Origin of the sequence: Mesorhizobium sp. B4-1-4 (assembly GCF_006439395.2) — a bacterium.
Classification (GTDB): Bacteria; Pseudomonadota; Alphaproteobacteria; order Rhizobiales; family Rhizobiaceae; genus Mesorhizobium.
Genome location: NZ_CP083950.1, coordinates 1,932,481 through 1,951,054 on the forward strand (window position 1 = coordinate 1,932,481; position 18,574 = coordinate 1,951,054).

Below are 18,574 nucleotides of genomic sequence, written 5' to 3' on the forward strand. Positions count from 1 at the left end.
CGCTTTTGTTTGGACCCGCATGTGACCGATCCGATGAGCTGCCAGGATCAGGCACGGCATTCGAACTTGGCGAATGAACTGCGAGAGACGGAGCCGGCGATCGTCAACAGGCGCCGCGAAAGGGTGGGGACATGGCTCACAAGAAGCATCCTGGCATGGGGCCGGACGAAGCGGTCAAGCTCGACGAGTTTAATTTCACCGAGATCGTCAAGGGCCTGCCGGCCAAGGCGCGGATGGTGCTGTCTGCCGCGATGAATCTGCCGCGCGGTTCGCTGAAGGTCAGGATGCCGGATGGCCGTGCCGTTCTTGTCGGAGGCAAGGCGCCAGGCCCCGATGCCGAGCTGGTGCTCAAGAACTGGCGCCTGCCGGGCCGGGCCTTTTCCGGCGGCACGATCGGCGTTGCCGAATCCTACATGGACGGTGATTGGGAAAGCCCTGACGTGACCAGTTTCCTGGAATTGTTCGTGGTCAACTCCGCCCTCGGCGAGAAGGTTGCCGGCGGGGCGAACTGGCTGATCAACACGGTTCAGCGCATTCGCCACTGGTTCAACGACAACACACGTTCGGGCTCGAAGCGCAATATCTCGGCGCACTACGATCTCGGCAACGCCTTCTACAGGCAATGGCTCGATCCGAGCATGACCTATTCCTCGGCGCTTTACGCGAACGGCGCCAACGATTTGGAAAGCGCCCAGGCCGCCAAATACCGGGAGCTGGCAAGGGATACAGGTATCGGCAGGAAAGATCATGTGCTGGAAATCGGCTGCGGATGGGGCGGCTTTGCCGAATTCGCGGCACGCGAGATCGGCTGCCGCGTAACCGGGCTGACGATCAGCCGTGAGCAGCACGACTTCGCCAAGGCGCGTATCGCCAAGGCCGGGCTTGCCGACAAGGTCGATATCAAACTGCAGGATTACCGCGACGAAACAGGCACTTACGACCGCATTACATCGATCGAGATGTTCGAGGCGGTCGGTGAGAAATATTGGCCCGTGTTCTTCTCCAAGATGAAGGCCTGCCTGAAACCAGGCGGCACTGCGGGCCTGCAGATCATCACCATCAACGAAGCCGCCTACGACACCTACCGTGCCAGGCCGGATTTCATCCAGCGCTACGTATTTCCAGGCGGCATGTTGCCGACGCCGTCGATCCTGAAGGCGCTCGGCAAGGACCATGGCCTTGCGCATCTGCGCGAACGCGTGTTTCCCGACGACTATGCGCGCACGCTGGCCGAATGGCGGCATCGCTTCCGGGCGTCATGGGAGAAGATCGTGCCGCTCGGCTTCGACGATCGCTTCAAAAAACTCTGGGAATTCTATCTGCATTATTGCGAAGCCGGTTTTCGTGCCAGCTACATCGATGTGCGCCAGGTGGTCTACAAGGCGTAAGTCCGCGCTCGTCGCCAGAGGGCCTGCAGACGCCGTGCGACCAGGGACAGGGCCCGCATCCCTGCCGCGATGCGGGCCTATTTATGGGGTCCGTGTCAGTGCACCAGCAGTTACCCCACAGGACGCCCTCGCAATACTCCGATTCCCAGCAGCCCCAAGCGTTCAGGCCACCAGTGGTCCCGATGCCACCATAGCGGCATGACCAGCCCCATGGCCGCCCTTTTTGCAGAACTTGACGCACACAACCGCGCGCAAGCGGCGGGGTCATCTCCCGCGCGGGGAAAGCGGGCAAAGACAGGTCCCTTATCCGGCCGCCGGATCAGAGCAGGATGCGATATCTAGCAAAACCGGCTTCACCCTCGCCCGCCGGTTCGATCTTCAGCGACTTCAGATCGGCAATGAAATCCTTTGCCTTGACGCCTGTCTCGAACATGACGCTGGTTCCTGGCAGCGGCGCGAACGACCAGTTGCCGTCCGCCGACGGGTTGATCGTGCCCTGGCTTACGATGTAGCGAACGATGACGTCGCGGTTGGTGTCCGGTGCCTCGTAGATGATCTTCGAGGCATTGATGTCGGGGAAATTGCCGCCGCCGCCGGCCCGGTAATTGTTGGTTGCGACGACGAACTTCGCCGCCGGATCAATCGGTTTTCCATCGAATTTCAGTTCGACGATGCGATTGGAGCCGGCATTCGCCACCCCACCCTTGGCGTCATATTTCGGCGGCTGGGACAGATCGATCTTGTATGAAACACCGTCGATAACATCAAAATTATAGGACGGAAATTCAGTGTTGATCAGCGCCTGGTCGGCCTTGCCAGCTTCTATTCTGTTGAAGATGCCGGCCGACATTTCCAGCCATTCCTTCACTTGCGCCCCGGTGATTTCGACTGCTCGTACCGTATTCGGATAGAGGTAGAGGTCGGCGACGTTCTTGATGGCGATGTCGCCCGCCGGTACGTCGGTATAGTAGTCGGCGCCGCTGCGTCCGCCAGCCTTGAAGGGAGCGGCGGCCGACAGCAGCGGCACATCCTTCCATTGCGTGCTCTTGAGGATATCCTTGAGGTACCAGGTCTGCGCCTGGCTGACGACCTGCACCGATGGATCGTCGGCTACCAGCGCGAAATAGGAATAGAGCGGCGCGGAGGTCTTGCCGACTGGGCGGCGCACATAGGCGAGCGTCGCCAGATGGTCCTGTTCGAGTGCCGCGATGATGCGCTTGTCGTCGGCGACGGTCGGCTTGTTCTTGTTGTCGACGCGCTCGAAGATCGGCCGCGCCTCCGATGTTGCGGAAACGACCTTCCATTTCGATCCGTCGCGCTCCAGCATCAGATCGATAAGCCCCATATGCGAGCCCCAGAAACCGCCCATCACTGCGGGCTTGCCCTGCAGCGTACCCTTTTGCGTGTCGACGCCCTCGCTTGACTGGAAATCCTTCTTCCCGGGAAACACCAGATGCTGGTGACCCGTGAACACCGCATCGATGCCATCGACGCCGGCAACAAAGAACGAAGCGTTCTCCATCATGTCGCCCTGCTTCACGTCGATACCGGAATGCGAGAGCGCGATGACGATGTCGGCGCCCTCTTCCTTCATCTGCGGCACCCAGGCCCTGGCCGCCTCTACGATGTCGCGCGTCTTGACGTTGCCTTCGAGGTTCTTGAGGTCCCAGACCATGATCTGCGGCGGCACGAAACCGATGATGCCGATCCTGATCGGCTGCTCGGCGCCCGACCCATCCTTGATTTTCTTGTCGAGGATTATGTAGGGCTTGAGGTAGAGCTTGTCGTCGCGCGGGTTGGCGGCAAGCTTGGTGCCCCGGATCAGGTTCGCGCACACGAACGGGAAATTGGCGCCAGCCAGCACCTTGTCCAGGAAGGACAGGCCGTAGTTGAATTCGTGGTTGCCGAGCGTCGAGCACTCGTAACCCAGCAGGTTCATGCCTTTCATGATCGGATGCAGATCGCCGTCCTTGAGGCCTTTTTCATAGGCGATGTAATCGCCCATGGGATTGCCCTGCAGAAGGTCGCCATTGTCGATCAGCATCGAATTCACGGCCTCCTTGCGCACCGCATCGATCAGGGAGGCCGTGCGTGACAGGCCCATCGTGTCGTTGGCTTTGTCGGCGTAGTAATCATAGGGCAGTACGTTCACATGGATATCAGTGGTTTCCATGATCCGAAGGTGCGCCTGATTTGCTTGCGCCCGGGCGGAGAAGGGATGAAGCACGATCAACGCCCCTGTGGCGGCGGCCCCCGCAAGGAAACCACGGCGGGAAACGGAACCGGGCAGTTGTGACATGTTCTCTCCTTCTTAGACGACGTGACACGCCCTGCCCCAAGCGAACTTCGCGCCGAAAATCGGCTCAAGTCCACTCATGGAGCTGCGTGCATCCGGACATCATCCCATCAGCAACAGATGACGCGCGCATGAATGGGACAGTGACGAAACTCAGGTCTTGTCGTCGTCGCCCTGCGTGATCAGCCGGGCGCTACGCTGGCCTGTGACGTAGATCCATAGCCAGCTTAACGAAACCGCGAGCCGGTTACGGAACCCGATCAGGAAATAGATGTGTGCGATGCCCCACAGCCACCAGGCCGGCCAGCCCGTAAGCTTAATCCAGCCGAAATCGATCGCGGCGGCGCGCTTGCCGATCGTCGCCAGGTCGCCCGCATGCTTGTAGTGGAAGAGTCGCGTGGTGGCATCGCCATCCAACCTGGCCTTGATAGTGGCCGCGACATGTCGGCCCTCCTGCTTGGCGGAAGGTGCCACACCGGGTACTGGGCGTCCGTCCGGCCGCAAGACAAGGGCGGCGTCGCCGATAACAAAAATCTCCGGGCTGCCGGGCACGCTGAGGTCGGGCTCGACGAGCACCCTGCCCGCTCGGTCCGCCTTCGCTCCCAGCCATTCGGCGGCGGGCGAACCGGCAACGCCGGCTGCCCAAAGGATCGTTCGGGCCGGCAGATGCGTGTCGCCGAAGACGACACCTTCCGCGTCACAGCGCGTAACGGCGTGTCCGAGTTCAAGTGTGACGCCGAGCCGCTCGAGCGCCTTCCTGGCGTATTCGGAAAGTTTTGGCGCGAAATTGGCCAGGATCCGGTCGCCGGCTTCGATCAGCACGACACGCGTTTCGCGCGTATCGATGTTACGGAACTCACCGCGCAACGTGTCATGCGCCAGCTCGGCGATGGTGCCGGCGAGTTCCACACCGGTCGGGCCGCCACCGACAATGGCAATGGTCAGCAGCGCCTGGCGTTTGGCGGGATCAGTCTCCCGCTCCGCCTGTTCGAAGGCCAGCAGGATGCGGCGCCGAACGGTGGTGGCGTCCTCCAGCGTCTTCAGGCCGGGCGCGAAAGGCTCCCATTCGTCATGGCCGAAATAGGCGTGGCGCGCGCCGGTGGCCAGCACCAGCGTGTCGTAGGCGACGGCGCTGCCGTCATCGAGCAGCACGCGCTTGCCGGCCCGGTCGACGCCGACGATATTGGCGAGCAGCGTGGTGACATCCTTGCGTTTGCGCAGAAGGTGGCGGATCGGCCAGGCAACCTCGGAGGTCGCCAGTGCCGTCGTCGCCACCTGGTAGAGCAGCGGCTGGAACAGATGATGGTTGCGCTTGTCGATCATGGTGATGCGAACCGGTGCGCCGGCAAGCGCGCGGGTAAATTCGAGGCCGCCGAAACCCGCGCCGACCACCACAACTTGATGCCTGGCTTCGTTCATCTCGATTCACCCCGATGGGCCAAAATTGCCTGCTTTGGATGTAGGTGTTTTTGTGCAATGCAGCAACAGAAGGACAGTGCCTGAGACTCGCCGTTCCATGTCGTGAATGCACATGTTGTATCGTGTCGCGAGGTATAGCGTCATCGAACACGCGATGAGGTGAGGCATGGCCAATGATCATGACGACCAAGGTCCGGCGCAGTATTCCTCGCCGCCCTGCTTCATGCACGAACTCGATCCCGAGTTCCGGGCGCCTCTAAGCGACTGGACCGACGTAAGGCGATGGCGCAAAGCTGAACGCGAACGGCTGATCGCCGCCCGGCTCGCGGTTTCGGCCGACGCGCGAACAGCAATGTCGCAACGCATTGCGGATGGCCTCGATGCGATCATTGGCGACATAGCGGGCCGCATGGTCAGCCTTTACTGGCCGTTTCGCGGCGAGCCGGATCTGCGGCCTTGGATGGCCGCCATAAACGAACGAGGTGGCCGTACCGCACTGCCTATCGTCGTCGAAAAGGGGCGGCCATTGATGTTTCGCGCCTACAAACCGGGCGACCGATTGGAAAAGGGGGTCTGGAACATCCCGATCCCTGCCGAGGGTGATCCGGTACTGCCCGACATCGTCATCTCGCCGATCGTCGGTATCGATCCCACCAATTATCGCCTGGGATATGGCGGCGGTTTCTTCGACCGGACGCTGGCCGCCATGCCGTTCAAGCCATTGGTCATTGGCGTCGGCTATAACCTGCAGCGCATTGCGACCATCTATCCGCAGCCGCACGACATTCCGATGGATCGGATCGTGACGGAGGCTTAAGCCATTTCCGGCTTCAGCCCCATCGCCGTCCGGTCGACGATTTCGCGCAAGGCAAAGGACGAATTGATCTTCGTCACATGCGGCATCGCCGACAGCCACTCCTTATGGATGCGCTCATAATCGACCAGATCTTTTGCCGCGATCCGAAGGATGTAATCGTATTCGCCCGACATCAGGTGGCACGACAGCACGTTGGGGCAACGCTTGATCGCCGCCTCGAAATCCGACAGCGTCTTCTCGAACTGTCCGGACAGGGATATGTGGACGATCGCCGTCATCTGATGGCCAAGGGCTGCGTTGGAAAGGCGGGCGTGATAACCGCGGATGGTTCCCGACTTCTCCAGATTGTCGAGCCGGCGCGAGCAGGCCGACTGGGACAAGCCGACCTTTTCGGCAAGCGCCGCGTTCGGCATCCGCCCATCCTTCTGCAATGTCTCCAGAATGGCGATATCAATCCTGTCGAGTGGCATTTTTCGTGATTCCTGCGAAAATTATTCCATTTCGCGCAACGATTATCGAAACCTGACTGTCCGCGCAAGCGCATTCGCAAACACTTGCAGGCCGATTCATGGTTCACTCCGTTCATTCAGGGAGTGAGCCCGGAAGGGCCGGATCAGGGAGAAGAAAAATGCGTGTCGGTTGCCCAAAGGAAATCAAGAACCATGAATACCGTGTCGGCCTCACGCCTGGCTCGGTCCGCGAATATGTCGCCCATGGCCACGAAGTTCTGGTCGAGGCCGGAGCCGGCGCCGGCATCGGTGCCGATGACAACGCCTATCGCGCCGCCGGCGCCACCATCGCCAAGACAGCCGCCGACGTGTTCGCCAAGTCGGACATGATCGTCAAGGTCAAGGAGCCGCAGCCCGATGAATGGGTCCAACTGCGCGACGGCCAGATCCTGTACACCTATCTTCACCTGGCTCCGGACCCGGAGCAGACCAAGGGCCTGCTCGCTTCGGGTGTCACAGCGATCGCCTATGAAACCGTGACCGACGACCGTGGCGGCCTGCCGCTGCTCGCGCCGATGTCGGAAGTCGCCGGCCGCCTGTCGATCCAGGCCGGAGCCACGGCGCTGCAAAAGGCCAATGGCGGCCGCGGCGTGCTGCTCGGCGGCGTCCCTGGCGTGCTGCCCGGCAAGGTGACTGTGCTCGGCGGCGGCGTCGTCGGCCTGCACGCGGCCCGCATGGCCGCCGGCCTTGGCGCTGACGTCACCATCATCGACCGCTCGATCCCGCGGCTGCGCCAGCTCGACGACCTCTTCGCGGGCCGTGTCCACACACGTTACTCGACCGTCGAGGCGCTGGAGGAAGAATGCTTCTCGGCCGACATCGTCGTCGGCGCCGTACTGATCCCGGGCGCCGCTGCACCCAAGCTCGTCACCCGCGAAATGCTGTCCGGTATGAAAAAAGGCTCGGTGCTGGTCGACGTGGCCATCGACCAGGGCGGCTGCTTCGAGACCTCGCACGCGACTACCCATGCAGAACCCACCTACGAGGTCGACGGCGTCATCCACTATTGCGTCGCCAACATGCCTGGCGCGGTGCCGGTCACCTCGGCTCACGCGCTGAACAACGCAACGCTGCATTATGGCCTGCAACTCGCCGACAAGGGCCTGAAGGCCCTGATTGACGACCATCACCTGCGCAACGGTCTCAATGTCCACAAGGGCAAGATTACCAACCGCGCGGTCGCCGAAGCGCTTGGCTATGAACTCGTCGAGCCGAAGGCCGTTCTAGCCGCCTGATTTCACTCAAGATTCTCCAGTGTCACCCGCCGGTCCTATGCCGGCGGGTTTTTCTTTGGGAGGTGGGCAATCAACCGCGTCTGCCGGCTGACGGCATCCGTGCATGCCGTAAGGTGCTTTGCACGCTATTGTTGCATTTTTGTCATACCTAAGCTGGCCGACTCTCTGATAGAGACATGCTGGGTTTATTATTAGGGGTGCGGGCTATGTTTATTCGCGTTTCTGCGAAATCTATTCTCCTCGGCGCTGTTTCTGCTGTGGCCTTGATGTCGGCGGCCAATGCGGCAGATGTCGTGCAGCCGGTGGAAGCGAGCGTTTTTAACTGGAGCGGAGCTTATGTCGGCATAGGTGGCGGTTTCGGCGCCAGCGTGCACAAGTTCAGCGTGCCGGGCTTCGACTTGAACGGCGTCGGCGGCAATGGCGTATTCGGCGAACTGACTGCCGGCTACGACTACATGGTGTCCGAGCGCTTCCTGCTGGGCGGCTTTATCGATGCCAATTTCGGGAATATCGGCCCATCGATCAGCGTCCCAGGCGCCGACATCGACCTGACCGATTCCTATGGTTTCGATGTCGGTCTGCGAGCCGGTTATGTTCTCAACCCCAACACGCTCGGTTACGTGCTCGGCGGTTACAGCTGGCAGCATTTCAAGCTTGATGGATCGGGCGGTGCTGAAGGGTTGAACTTCACTGAAAACCGCAGCGGCTATGTGCTGGGTGTCGGCATGGAAACCGTGCTGCGCGGCAACTGGACGCTGAAGACCGAATATCGGTACGCGAACTTTGGCGACAAGTCGCTGATCGATTTTGGTGGTGCTTCGTTGAACGGGGAACCGTCCACCCACACCTTCCATATCGCCGCCGACTATCGCTTCGGCGCGCAGAACGGCGGCGGGGCTTCAATCGCTGCTCCGGTCTACAACTGGACCGGCTTCTACGTTGGCGGCGCGCTTGGCGCCGGAACGGCGGTTCACAAGCTGGGCATCGACTTTGGTGGCGGCGCTCTCGATGCCAATGGCATTGGCAGCGAAGGCGTGTTTGGCGAGTTGAACGCCGGCTACGACTACGATTTCGGCACCTGGGTTGCCGGCGTGCAGATCGATGGCCGCTATTCCGGAATTCGATCGAAACTCGACTTTCTGGGCGCTTCCGTCAAACTCGATTCCGATTATGGCTTCGACGCATTGGGCCGTGTCGGCGCCAAGGTCAACGAATCGACCCTGGCCTATGTGATCGGCGGCTACAGCTATCAACATTTTGATCTGAACGTTCCGGATCCGATCGGCGATATCGATTGGAACAAGAGTGGTTTCACGGTGGGTGGCGGCCTCGAAACGGCAGTCTCCAGCAACATGACTGTCGGTCTGGAATATCGCTATTCGCAATTCGCCAAGAAGGATCTCTCATCTGAATTTGGGGCACCGGATGGTACGCTGACCGACAAGGCTTCGTTCCAGACCGTGCGCATCGGCGCCAAGTACAAGTTCAACTAAGCCCTCCAGGCAAATAGTCTAAGCCCGTCGGCCTTGCCGGCGGGCTTTTTTGTTGCGCGAGAGGATTTGCGCGAAGCGCGGACAACAAAAAAGCGGAGCCAAAGCCCCGCTTCCTCGATGTCGAGATCACCGCCGGTTCATCCGCGGTCGGCCAATCGATCGACAATCGCTTTCTATCGCATCTATGCGACGGGAGTAAGACAGTGTTTCCTGCTCGCGTTTTTTGCTTCAGGCCCGCTCAATCCGGCACTGGTAGCAATTGTTGCGCGCCGAGCGGACATGCACATAGGCAATGTCGTCACGCTCGAAAAGCGTCTCGGCTCGAGCAGCGATAACCCCGGTCGGGATGACACCGCCGCTGCCGTACACGATACGATCATCCCTGCCATAGCCGCGCACGATGTAGTCCGGGCTTTCGAGAATCGCGGGGAGCGCCTCCGTTTCGGCGGCCCGCTCGCACTCTTGCGCATGCAAGAAGATCGGCCCGGTTTCGGCGTAGGGCTGCAGCTCCGGGAATGGCCGATATGCAAGGATAAGGTAGGCGTCGCCGGCCGCGATGTTCCTGAGACAGTGCCGGCACGGCATGCCGTCTCCGTCGGAAATCTTCCGCTCGGGCGCGCGGCCATAGGCATCGGGGCCGCCGCGTTGGAGGAGCCTGACATCCTCTGTCGGCAGAGCTTTGAACTGGATGGTCATGGTGACATTCTTCGGTGTTATTACCTTGAAATTATTGTCTTGGACCGAAGCTTCCCACCCGATTCATGCCAACGATTGAGGGGCTGATCTCATGTCGGCGATCAGCCACTCTTGGAATAGGTGGGGGGCACGGGGCCGAACAAGCCGGCTAATTAACGCGTTGATTCACGCGGAAATCAGCGGATGAAATCGTCAAAGCGCCGCAATGTTACCCTGCGACGAGCAGGAACTCTTCTCCGTAGCCAACGGTTTCCAAGACATACCGGATATACATCGGTGTGGCCTTCGATCAGCACGCGCGCACCGGGATCGCGACGCAGGATGCGCTAAAGCGCGTCGGCGATGTTCTCGATCTTGTCGTATTGCGAACTGGAAATCGCCGCCGAGCCGAAGGCGAAATTGACCAATGGAATATCGATTGAGCGCGCTATTAGAGCATCGGGCGATTAACATGCAACGTAGCCTGCCTGTTTGAGATAGTTCCAGCATTCGGTTGGATCGAACATGGCGCAGATGCTTCCGACGGCGCGGACGAGATCGTCGTAGGTGCGCGCTTTGGCCTTTCGCAACAGGGTTTTGAGCTTTGCGAAGGCCATCTCGATCGGGTTGAGGTCCGGCGAATATTTGGGCAGGAAGAGGAACCTGGCGCCGCGCTGTTTGAGTGCCTCTGCGGCGCGCGGACTTTTGTGGACATTGAGGTGGACATTGAGATTGTCCAGAATAACGATGTCGCCGCGCCCGAGAGCCGGTGCGAGCTGGGTTTCGACATAGGCATCGAACGCCGCACCGTCGATGGCTCCGTCGATGATCCAGGGGGCCACCAGTTCATGGCAACGCAGGCCGGCGATGAAGGTCTGGGTATGCCATTTGCCGAAGGGTGCATCGGCGAGGAGCCTCTTGCCGCGCAGGCTGCGCCCGCGCAATGGGGTCATGTTGGTCTTCACGCTCGTTTCGTCGATGAAGACGATCCGCGCCGGCACGGCGCGCATCAGAGGCTGATGATGGTCGCGCCACTCACGCGCGCGCCGCTCTCACGTCGGGCCGTTCTTGCTCCGACGCCAGCAGGGCTTTTTTTATACGTAAACCCCCTCCCGGCACAGCAACTTCGACAGGTTCGACGGGTCCGCCCTGACGCCGTGCTCGTCTTCAAGCCACGCGCCAAGCTCAGGCATCGTGATGTCCGGCCTGGCCATCACTTTGTCGACAATGGCCTGACGATACGGGCCGAGTTTGCCAGACCCGGCAGGACGCCCCTGACGGGCCGGTTCGACGGAACCAGTCGCCGCATAGCGTGCCTGAACGCGTACCGCCGTCGAAGGCGCCACCTCAAACTGCGCCGCAACTGCCCGCCGCGACTTGCCCTCGGCAATGCCGCGAACAAGTCGAAGCCTCAAATCCTGCGAAACCGCTTTGCCCATGGTGCACCTCCGCATCCATAGGAATCAGACTTCAGTCGAAAAGGGAATCCCAACGGTTCACCCTATTCGCCCGACGCTCTAGACGCAGATCCGGCCGGCGCTTAATGCGGCCGAAAAGGCTGCCTGAAGCGCCGATGAACGGGCGGTCCAGATTCCGGCTGGTGTTACGGCCGCATGACGCTGGCCGAACGCTCGGTGAAAGGCAGCGGATGCACCACCTCTTTCTTCTGCGCGACGGGCGTGAAGCCGAGCTTCTGGTAGAGCGGCAGAGCCGCCGGATGGTCAAGTGTGCAGGTCTGCACCGTCACCCGTTTCGGCCCATACGACCATGCCGCGGCGATCGCCGAGCCCAGGAACCAGCGGCCGATACCTTGCCCGGTCGCATGTTCCATCATGCCGAAATAGGCGAGTTCCACTTCCTCCGGCAAATGCGGCTTGAGATCGAAGAAGCCCGCCGGCGAACCGTCGAGGTAGAGCACCCTGATGTCGCGGTCCTCACGGTGGATGCCGGCCGAAAGCTCGTCGTCATCCAGCCGCAGAACATTCACCCAGTGCCATTTGCGCCCCACCCGGTCCATCAGGTAGCGGTAAAAATGCAAGGGAATGTCTCTCGTCTTCAGCAACGCGACCTGGCGGTTGTAGGGCATCGGTGGCGAGACGGCAGGAGGCGCATGCATTTCGAGAAAAGTCACCGTGACTTCAATGTCTTGCAGCGCGCCGTTTTCCATCGTGCTCATTCCTTGCCGGTCGTCGCGGGGCCGGTCACGACAGGCGTGTTCGAAAGCCCGCCCCACTCGGTCCACGAGCCGTCATAAAGCCTGTTGTCGGTGTGGCCAAGCGTCTCCAGTGCCAGAGTGACCACGGCCGCGGTGACCCCGGAGCCACAAGATGTGACCACGGGCTTCGACAGGTCAATGCCAGCGTCCTCGATCACCTTGCGCAAACGATCCTTCGAAAGCAGAAAGCCGTTCTCCGATAGCGCGGAATACGGCACATTGCGCGCGCCTGGCATATGGCCGGAGCGGACACCGGCGCGAGGCTCGGGCTCGGCGCCGGTGAAACGGCCCGGCCCCCGGGCATCGGCGATCTGGCTTCTCCCGGTCTCGACGATCCGGCGCATGTCGGCCAGACTGGCGACGCGACCGGCGTCGAAATCGGCATGGAAGATGCTTGGCGCGATCTTCGTCGGTTCAGCCGTTATTGGCCGGCCAGTTGCCTTCCAGCCGTCGAAGCCGCCGTCCAGAATGTAGGTCTGGAAAACGCCCATAATGCGAAACATCCACCATGCCCGCGGTGCCGAGAAGAATCCCGGACCGTCATAGACGACAATCGTGTCGTCGGCCGAGACGCCCATCGCACCGACATATTGCGCAAAATGCTGAGGCGACGGCAGCGTATGCGGTAAAGCGGCGTCGGGATCCGAAACCGCATCCTGATCCAGGAATCGGGCACCGGGAATGTGGGCTGCATCATATTCGGCGCGCGCGTCGCGCTTTTGGGCCGGCAGGTACCAGGACGCGTCTACAATGGTCACACCAGGTTCGCCCAGGCGCCCCTGCAACCAGTCCGCATCGACGGTGAAAGGACTGTCTTCGGCCATTCTCGTTCTCTCTATCCCGGGTAAAACAAAGCGTTGTGTGTCAAGCCGCCGGCATCGGGCCGAAGCGGATGCGGAAGCGCCTGTTCTCGCGGCCCTTCTTTTCGATCTTGCCGATATGGATTTCGCCTATTTCCCCAGTGCTTTTCACATGCGTGCCACCGCAGGGCTGGCTGTCCACCGAGGCGTTCTCACCGATGCAGACCAGGCGGATCTTGCCTGTACCGACCGGCGGTCGGACGTTCTTGGATTTCACCAGGCCTGGGTTCGCGGCAAGTTCCTCGTCGCTGATCAGCCGGGTGAAAATCGGATGATCGGCCCGCACCAGATCCATCAGGCCCGCCGTCACCTCTTCCCTGGTGAAGCTGGCGTCCGGAATGTCGAAATCGACACGGCTGTCGTCCTCGGAAACCGCCGCACCCGTGATCGGGAACGGACAGACAACGGTGAGAAGGTGGCAAGCGGCGTGCATGCGCATCAACAGGTGCCGACGTTCCCAGTCGATGGCGAGTTTCACCTTCTCGCCGACCGCCAAGGCCGCCTGCTCCGGCGACGGCACATGAATGATCTCATCCTTGGTCTCACCTGTGATGGTGGCCGCGACGGCGATGCGGCTGCCATCGGTGCGTTCGAGATAGCCGGTGTCTCCCGGCTGGCCGCCCGACGTGGCGTAGAAGATCGTCCGGTCGAGAATGATGCCGCCACGGTCGTTGACATCAACGACCGTCGCGTCCGCCGTGCTGAGATAGGCATCGTCACGAAACAGCGCTTGTGTCTTGTGCGCCATCAAGCGACCTTCTCGAAAGGCACCGAAATCTTGCTCTGCAACTCCATCCAGCCCGGCACCGGAAGGTTCTTCTCGCGCAGGAACTGCGGGTTGAACAATTTCGACTGGTAGCGCGTGCCGTAGTCGCAAAGAATGGTCACGATGGTGTGGCCGGGGCCTAATTCCCTGGCCAGCCGGATCGCGCCGGCGATATTGATGCCGGTCGAGCCGCCGACGCACAAACCTTCTTCCTGGATCAGGTCGAAGACGACCGGCAGTGCATCCTCGTCCCTGATTTGGAAGGAAAAGTCCGGCGTGAACCCTTCGAGATTGGCGGTGATGCGTCCCTGCCCGATGCCTTCGGTGATCGAACTGCCCTCGGACTTCAACTCGCCGCTGGTGTAGAAACTGTAGAGCGCGGCCCCCAATGGGTCGGCGAGCGCGATCTTCACGTCCTTGCTCTTGGCCTTCAGCCCCATGGCGACGCCGGCCAGCGTTCCGCCGGAACCCACCGCGGAGACGAAACCATCGACCTTCCCGCCGGTCTGGGCCCAGATTTCTTCCGCAGTGGTACGGATGTGGCCATCGCGGTTGGCGACATTGTCGAACTGGTTGGCCCAGATAGCGCCATTCGGCTCGGTTCTCGCCATCTGCTCGGCCAGCCGTCCCGACAGTTTCACGTAATTGTTGGGGTTCTTGTAAGGCACGGCCGGCACTTCGATCAGCTCGGCGCCGAGCACCCTGATCGTGTCCTTCTTTTCCTGGCTCTGCGTGTCCGGAATGACGATGACGGTGCGGTAACCAAGCGCCTTGGCGACCAGCGTCAAGCCGATGCCCGTGTTGCCGGCCGTCCCCTCGACGATGACGCCACCCGGCTGCAGCAGGCCGCGCTGCTCAGCGTCGCGGATGATGAACAGGCCGGCCCGATCCTTGACCGACTGTCCAGGATTCATGAACTCGGCCTTGCCCAGGATCTCGCAGCCGGTTTCTTCGGAAGCTTTGTTGAGGCGGATCAGAGGCGTGTTGCCGATCGCGTCGATCACAGAACGGGGCATTCAGGATTCCTTGTGTGCGTGCGCCGAAACCCTAGAAACCCGGCGCTTCGGTTTCAAGGCAAGAATTGTCTGGTCCAGTCGCATTTCCGGCGCTGCGACGCATCGGCATTCTCGAGACTGGGCTGATGTCGCACAGTTCATTTGCGCTCACGGCCGAAAAGCACTCTTTTCATTCGATTTCTTCGCCGCTAGAGCAAAGCACCAACAACTCGGCGGGGCGCAGCATGACACTCTATCGGGCCGATCCGAAACACGGCGTCGCCTGGGTCACGGGCGGCAGCAGCGGCATTGGGCGCTCGCTGGCCAGGGACCTGGCCTCACAGGGCTATGCGGTCGCGGTAACGGCGCTGGACGACGATCCGATCGACACGCTCATCGTCGAGACGGCGCAGATGCCGGGAAGCGTCACGGCCTTTCCCTGCGATGTCACAGACGAACCGCGCATGGCAAGAACGGTCGCCGCGATCGAGAAAGAACTCGGCCCGATCGTGCTCGCCGTCTTCAATGCGGGAAACTACATCTCCACGCCTGGAGAGGCTCTCGTCGTCAGCGATTTTCGTCGTTCTTTCGAGGTCAACTATTTCGGCATCATCAACGGGTTGGTGCCGGTCGTGGAACATATGCGCGTGCGGGCGCGCGGCCATGTCGTTCTGGTCGGCTCGGTCACCGCCTATTTCGGCTGGCCGACCACGGCCGCCTATGGCGGCACCAAGGCGGCGATCAACATCCTGGCCGAGTCCCTGAAGTACGATTTCGACAAGATGAACATCCGCGTCCAGGTAATAAACCCCGGTTTCGTCGACACACCGCTGACCGAAAAGAACATGCTGCCGATGCCGGGCCTGATGCCGGTCAGCCGTGCGACGCGCCGCATGGTGCGGGGCATCAAATCCGGCGGCTTTGAAGTCACCTTTCCGTATCGCACGAGCTGGCCCCTGAAATTTCTTGCCCTGCTGCCGAGGCCATGGTCCCGATGGGTGATCAGCCTCACGACCAGCTGGAAGGCCCGGCCGCTGCATTACGAGCGCAAGCGGCCCGCCGAATAGAATGCCCACAGGATTGGTGGTTTGGCGGTCTGAACGACCGTTGCCTGTTCACGGCCACCACCATAGGTTTGTTGTTGTTGCGTGGAGTCTGGGATGGGGCGACGGATCGTGCTTGCTGTGCTGGGCCTGATCGCCGTCCTTGCACTGATCTTGGTATTTGGTCCTCGCGTTCCCGTCGATACCACGGTCCACTTCAATCCTTCCGTGATCGGTGACGATCCGCAGGCCTATGTGGCCAAGGTGGAAGCCGGCGTGCCCGGCATCCGCGATGGGCTGGAGAAGGAGATCATCTGGGCCAACCCGATGGTGCATGCCAAGACGCCGCTGTCGATCGTCTATATCCACGGCTTCTCGGCTTCAAAGGGCGAGGTCCGCCCCCTGCCCGACGAGGTCGCCGAGCGACTCGACGCCAACCTCTTCTATACCCGTCTTACCGGGCACGGCGAGGACGGCGCGGCCATGACGCAGGGAAGCGTCAATGCCTGGATCAACGATTATGAGGAGGCACTCGCCATCGGCCGGGCGATCGGCGACAAGGTGATCGTCATCTCAACCTCGACCGGCGGCTCGCTGGCGGCATGGGCGGCAACGCAGCCCGGCGTATCGGAGGGGGTGGCGGCCATAGCGTTCATCTCGCCCAATTTCGGCGTGAAGGCATCCGGCGCCGAGATCCTGACCATGCCATGGGGCAAACAGATCGCCGAACTCGTTGCCGGCAAGGAACGCAGCTTTGTGCCGCACAACGCGCTCCACGAAAAATTCTGGACCACCAGCTATCCGATCGCCGCGACGATGCCGATGCAAGCGCTGACGGAACTTGCCTATGGCGCGCCGGTGGAGAAGGCGACCATCCCTGCCCTGTTCATCTTCTCGGATATGGACAAGGTGGTGCGGCCCGATCGCACACGGGAGATTGCGGCGCGCTGGGGCGGCGCACACGAGCTGGTCCCCATGGAAAGTACGGGCGATCCCGACAACCATGTCCTTGCCGGAGACGCGCTGTCGCCGTCGACCACGGCTTTCCTCGTGCAACGGATCGCGGTCTGGATCGAAGCTGTCGCCAAATAGCGGCGCCAATGGGGGCCCCCGGATATGAAAAGGCCGGCCGAGGCAATGCCTCAGCCGGCCTTTGATCACCAGCAGTCGAGCCAGGCCAATTGATCTGGCTCGACGCGGACGATGATCAAGCAGCCCGCGCGGCGGGCCGCCTGCCGCCGAAGCGGCGCTTGTTGTTGCCCTTGAAGGGCTTGGCGCCTTCCGGCTTGCGTTCGCCGGCAAAGGCCGGCTTGTCGCCGAAACGCTTCTTGCCGAAGCCGTTGTTCTGCTTCTTCTCGCCGCCGGGCCGTCTGCCGTCGCGACGGCCATTGTGATCGGCGCGGTCATTGGCCGGCTCGCGGCGCTCGTTCTTTTCCGCCGGATTGCGTACCGGATCGGGGCTGCCGAGATGGTCGGCAACAACAGGCAGCTTGGTGCGGATGATGCGCTCGACCTGACGCAGCTTGCTGTTTTCCGAAGGATCGCAAAGCGTGATCGCGATGCCGTCCTTGCCGTTGCGGCCGGTGCGGCCGATGCGGTGGACATAGCTTTCAGCCTCGTCCGGCAGGTCGAAATTCACGATATGACTGATGCCGGGCACGTCGATGCCGCGCGCGGCGATATCGGTCGCGACCAGAATGCGCACCGATCCATCACGAAAATCGTTGAGCGCCTTCTGACGGGCATTCTGCGATTTGTTGCCGTGAATGACGGCGGCCTTGAAGCCATCGCGCTCGAGATCCTTGGTCACCCGGTCGGCACCATGCTTGGTGCGCGAAAAGATGATGACGGACTTCATCGCTTCGTCGGCGAGCATCGTCGACAGAACCTGGCGCTTCTGCTTGGTGCGGGCGAAGACTACGCCCTGCACGATCTCGGCCGCCGCGGTGCTTTGCGGCGAGACCTCGATACGGACCGGGTGCTTCAACAGGCCCTTGGCGAGTTCCGCGATCTCGTCCGGCATGGTGGCCGAAAATAGCGCCGTCTGGCGATCAGGCGCGGTCGCCTTGGCGATGCGCTTGACGTCGTTGATGAAGCCCATGTCGAGCATGCGGTCGCCCTCGTCCAGCACCAGCCATTTGGTGTCGGAAAGGATGAGGTCGCCTTCGCGCACCAGATCGGTCAGCCGGCCGGGCGTGGCAATCAGGATGTCGACCCCAGGAGCAACCTTTTTCACCTGGCTGAAGCGCGAGACGCCGCCCAGCACGAGTGCCGTCGAGACATGCGCGCCCTTGGCGAGGATCTTGATGGTCTCCTCGATCTGGACGGCGAGTTCGCGGGTCGGCGCCAGGATGAGCGCACGCGTCGTCTTGGCGCGGCGCTTGGTGCCGAGCCCTATGATCTTCGACAGGATCGGAAGCGCGAAGGCCGCGGTCTTGCCGGAGCCGGTCTGGGCGATGCCGAAAATGTCTCGGCCTTCCAGTTGCGGCGGGATGGCCTGCACCTGGATCGGCTTCGGATCGGCGAAGCCGGCGGCATGGGTGGCCTTGAGCAGCGCACCCGTAATTCCCAGCGCCGCGAAACCGGAGAGTTCCGCTGTGACGTTGCCGGGCAAAGTGTTTTCGTTGGTCAAAATAATCTTCTTTCAGGCGGCCTCTGGCCGCAAACATCAATGGCGGCAGGGCGCAACCTGCCGTCGGACAACATTGTCATGGAACGACAAGGCGGCGGACGTAACCGTCCGCGCGGCTGCGCTGTCGTGCCCGCATGCATCATGCCACGGGGCTTTTTCACCACCTTGCCAACCAATCAGGTCGATTAGCCGAAAAAGAGGGAAAACAGACGCAACCAGTCTCATTCATCG

The 18,574-nt window shown here is 61.4% G+C and carries 15 protein-coding genes and 2 pseudogenes; 6 read left to right on the plus strand and 11 right to left on the minus strand.

Features of this window, described 5'->3' with window-relative positions:
• Positions 1-131 precede the first annotated feature (131 nt).
• On the plus strand, positions 132-1,388 hold the full coding sequence (locus tag FJW03_RS09325) for an SAM-dependent methyltransferase (protein ID WP_140760357.1): 1,257 nt from the start codon (positions 132-134) through the stop codon (positions 1,386-1,388).
• A 319-nt stretch (positions 1,389-1,707) separates the two neighbouring features.
• Here FJW03_RS09325 and FJW03_RS09330 read toward each other — a convergent pair whose 3' ends face one another.
• Entirely contained in the window at positions 1,708-3,687 is a 1,980-nt protein-coding gene (locus tag FJW03_RS09330) for a bifunctional 2',3'-cyclic-nucleotide 2'-phosphodiesterase/3'-nucleotidase (protein ID WP_140760359.1), read from the minus strand.
• A 150-nt stretch (positions 3,688-3,837) separates the two neighbouring features.
• Positions 3,838-5,103, minus strand: a complete 1,266-nt coding sequence (locus tag FJW03_RS09335) for an NAD(P)/FAD-dependent oxidoreductase (RefSeq protein WP_140760361.1) — start codon at positions 5,101-5,103, stop codon at positions 3,838-3,840.
• Positions 5,104-5,269: 166 nt separating this feature from the next.
• On the opposite strand from FJW03_RS09335, the gene FJW03_RS09340 reads away from it, so the two are divergent.
• Positions 5,270-5,920 (plus strand): 5-formyltetrahydrofolate cyclo-ligase, encoded by a 651-nt coding sequence (locus FJW03_RS09340; protein WP_140760364.1) that lies wholly within the window; start codon positions 5,270-5,272, stop codon positions 5,918-5,920.
• On the opposite strand, the gene FJW03_RS09345 is transcribed toward FJW03_RS09340, so the two are convergent.
• Complete coding sequence (locus FJW03_RS09345; RefSeq protein ID WP_015317948.1) at positions 5,917-6,390, minus strand: Lrp/AsnC family transcriptional regulator; 474 nt, start codon at positions 6,388-6,390, stop codon at positions 5,917-5,919. The two genes, FJW03_RS09340 and FJW03_RS09345, sit on opposite strands and share 4 nt — an antisense overlap.
• A 158-nt stretch (positions 6,391-6,548) precedes the next feature.
• Between FJW03_RS09345 and ald the strand changes: the two genes are divergently transcribed.
• The gene (ald, locus tag FJW03_RS09350) at positions 6,549-7,664 is read left to right on the plus strand and encodes an alanine dehydrogenase (protein WP_140760366.1); all 1,116 of its coding nucleotides are present in this window, start codon (positions 6,549-6,551) and stop codon (positions 7,662-7,664) included.
• A gap of 206 nt (positions 7,665-7,870) precedes the next feature.
• The gene (locus FJW03_RS09355; RefSeq protein WP_181173115.1) at positions 7,871-9,157 is read left to right on the plus strand and encodes an outer membrane protein; all 1,287 of its coding nucleotides are present in this window, start codon (positions 7,871-7,873) and stop codon (positions 9,155-9,157) included.
• A 228-nt stretch (positions 9,158-9,385) separates the two neighbouring features.
• On the opposite strand, the gene FJW03_RS09360 is transcribed toward FJW03_RS09355, so the two are convergent.
• The 7 genes and pseudogenes from FJW03_RS09360 to FJW03_RS09390 form a co-directional block, all read right to left on the minus strand.
• A complete protein-coding gene (locus FJW03_RS09360; RefSeq protein WP_140760370.1) occupies positions 9,386-9,853 on the minus strand; it encodes a DUF1203 domain-containing protein in 468 nt (155 codons plus the stop codon).
• Positions 9,854-10,029: 176 nt separating this feature from the next.
• Positions 10,030-10,284: pseudogene (locus FJW03_RS09365) on the minus strand (OmpA family protein); the annotation flags it as partial.
• A gap of 15 nt (positions 10,285-10,299) precedes the next feature.
• Positions 10,300-11,271: pseudogene (locus FJW03_RS09370) on the minus strand (IS630 family transposase).
• A 164-nt stretch (positions 11,272-11,435) separates the two neighbouring features.
• Entirely contained in the window at positions 11,436-11,999 is a 564-nt protein-coding gene (locus FJW03_RS09375; protein ID WP_140611625.1) for a GNAT family N-acetyltransferase, read from the minus strand.
• 5 nt (positions 12,000-12,004) lie between these two features.
• Positions 12,005-12,871, minus strand: coding sequence for a 3-mercaptopyruvate sulfurtransferase (gene sseA / locus FJW03_RS09380; protein WP_140766974.1), 867 nt, complete (start codon positions 12,869-12,871; stop codon positions 12,005-12,007).
• 40 nt (positions 12,872-12,911) lie between these two features.
• The gene (locus FJW03_RS09385) at positions 12,912-13,655 is read right to left on the minus strand and encodes an alanyl-tRNA editing protein (RefSeq protein ID WP_140766973.1); all 744 of its coding nucleotides are present in this window, start codon (positions 13,653-13,655) and stop codon (positions 12,912-12,914) included.
• The gene (locus FJW03_RS09390) at positions 13,655-14,689 is read right to left on the minus strand and encodes a cysteine synthase A (RefSeq protein ID WP_140611587.1); all 1,035 of its coding nucleotides are present in this window, start codon (positions 14,687-14,689) and stop codon (positions 13,655-13,657) included. Before FJW03_RS09390 ends, FJW03_RS09385 begins: the two co-directional genes overlap by 1 nt.
• Positions 14,690-14,913: 224 nt before the next feature.
• On the opposite strand from FJW03_RS09390, the gene FJW03_RS09395 reads away from it, so the two are divergent.
• Positions 14,914-15,735 carry an SDR family oxidoreductase gene (locus FJW03_RS09395; protein WP_140611585.1) on the plus strand — a complete coding sequence of 274 codons (822 nt, stop codon included), beginning with the start codon at positions 14,914-14,916 and terminating at the stop codon, positions 15,733-15,735.
• A gap of 93 nt (positions 15,736-15,828) precedes the next feature.
• A complete protein-coding gene (locus tag FJW03_RS09400) occupies positions 15,829-16,803 on the plus strand; it encodes an alpha/beta hydrolase (RefSeq protein ID WP_140766972.1) in 975 nt (324 codons plus the stop codon).
• 115 nt (positions 16,804-16,918) lie between these two features.
• Here FJW03_RS09400 and FJW03_RS09405 read toward each other — a convergent pair whose 3' ends face one another.
• On the minus strand, positions 16,919-18,343 hold the full coding sequence (locus FJW03_RS09405; protein ID WP_140766971.1) for a DEAD/DEAH box helicase: 1,425 nt from the start codon (positions 18,341-18,343) through the stop codon (positions 16,919-16,921).
• Between the last annotated feature and the right edge of the window lie 231 nt (positions 18,344-18,574).

Excerpts from the sequence above, each read along its gene's own strand:
- FJW03_RS09340 (WP_140760364.1), top strand. The coding sequence starts at position 5,270 with ATGGCCAATGATCATGACGACCAAGGTCCGGCGCAGTATTCCTCGCCG.
- FJW03_RS09395 (WP_140611585.1), top strand. The coding sequence starts at position 14,914 with ATGACACTCTATCGGGCCGATCCGAAACACGGCGTCGCCTGGGTCACG.
- FJW03_RS09385 (WP_140766973.1), bottom strand. The coding sequence starts at position 13,655 with ATGGCGCACAAGACACAAGCGCTGTTTCGTGACGATGCCTATCTCAGC.
- FJW03_RS09345 (WP_015317948.1), bottom strand. The coding sequence starts at position 6,390 with ATGCCACTCGACAGGATTGATATCGCCATTCTGGAGACATTGCAGAAG.
- FJW03_RS09355 (WP_181173115.1), top strand. The coding sequence starts at position 7,871 with ATGTTTATTCGCGTTTCTGCGAAATCTATTCTCCTCGGCGCTGTTTCT.
- sseA (WP_140766974.1), bottom strand. The coding sequence starts at position 12,871 with ATGGCCGAAGACAGTCCTTTCACCGTCGATGCGGACTGGTTGCAGGGG.
- FJW03_RS09360 (WP_140760370.1), bottom strand. The coding sequence starts at position 9,853 with ATGACCATCCAGTTCAAAGCTCTGCCGACAGAGGATGTCAGGCTCCTC.
- FJW03_RS09400 (WP_140766972.1), top strand. The coding sequence starts at position 15,829 with ATGGGGCGACGGATCGTGCTTGCTGTGCTGGGCCTGATCGCCGTCCTT.
- FJW03_RS09335 (WP_140760361.1), bottom strand. The coding sequence starts at position 5,103 with ATGAACGAAGCCAGGCATCAAGTTGTGGTGGTCGGCGCGGGTTTCGGC.
- FJW03_RS09390 (WP_140611587.1), bottom strand. The coding sequence starts at position 14,689 with ATGCCCCGTTCTGTGATCGACGCGATCGGCAACACGCCTCTGATCCGC.
- ald (WP_140760366.1), top strand. The coding sequence starts at position 6,549 with ATGCGTGTCGGTTGCCCAAAGGAAATCAAGAACCATGAATACCGTGTC.
- FJW03_RS09325 (WP_140760357.1), top strand. The coding sequence starts at position 132 with ATGGCTCACAAGAAGCATCCTGGCATGGGGCCGGACGAAGCGGTCAAG.
- FJW03_RS09375 (WP_140611625.1), bottom strand. The coding sequence starts at position 11,999 with ATGGAAAACGGCGCGCTGCAAGACATTGAAGTCACGGTGACTTTTCTC.
- FJW03_RS09330 (WP_140760359.1), bottom strand. The coding sequence starts at position 3,687 with ATGTCACAACTGCCCGGTTCCGTTTCCCGCCGTGGTTTCCTTGCGGGG.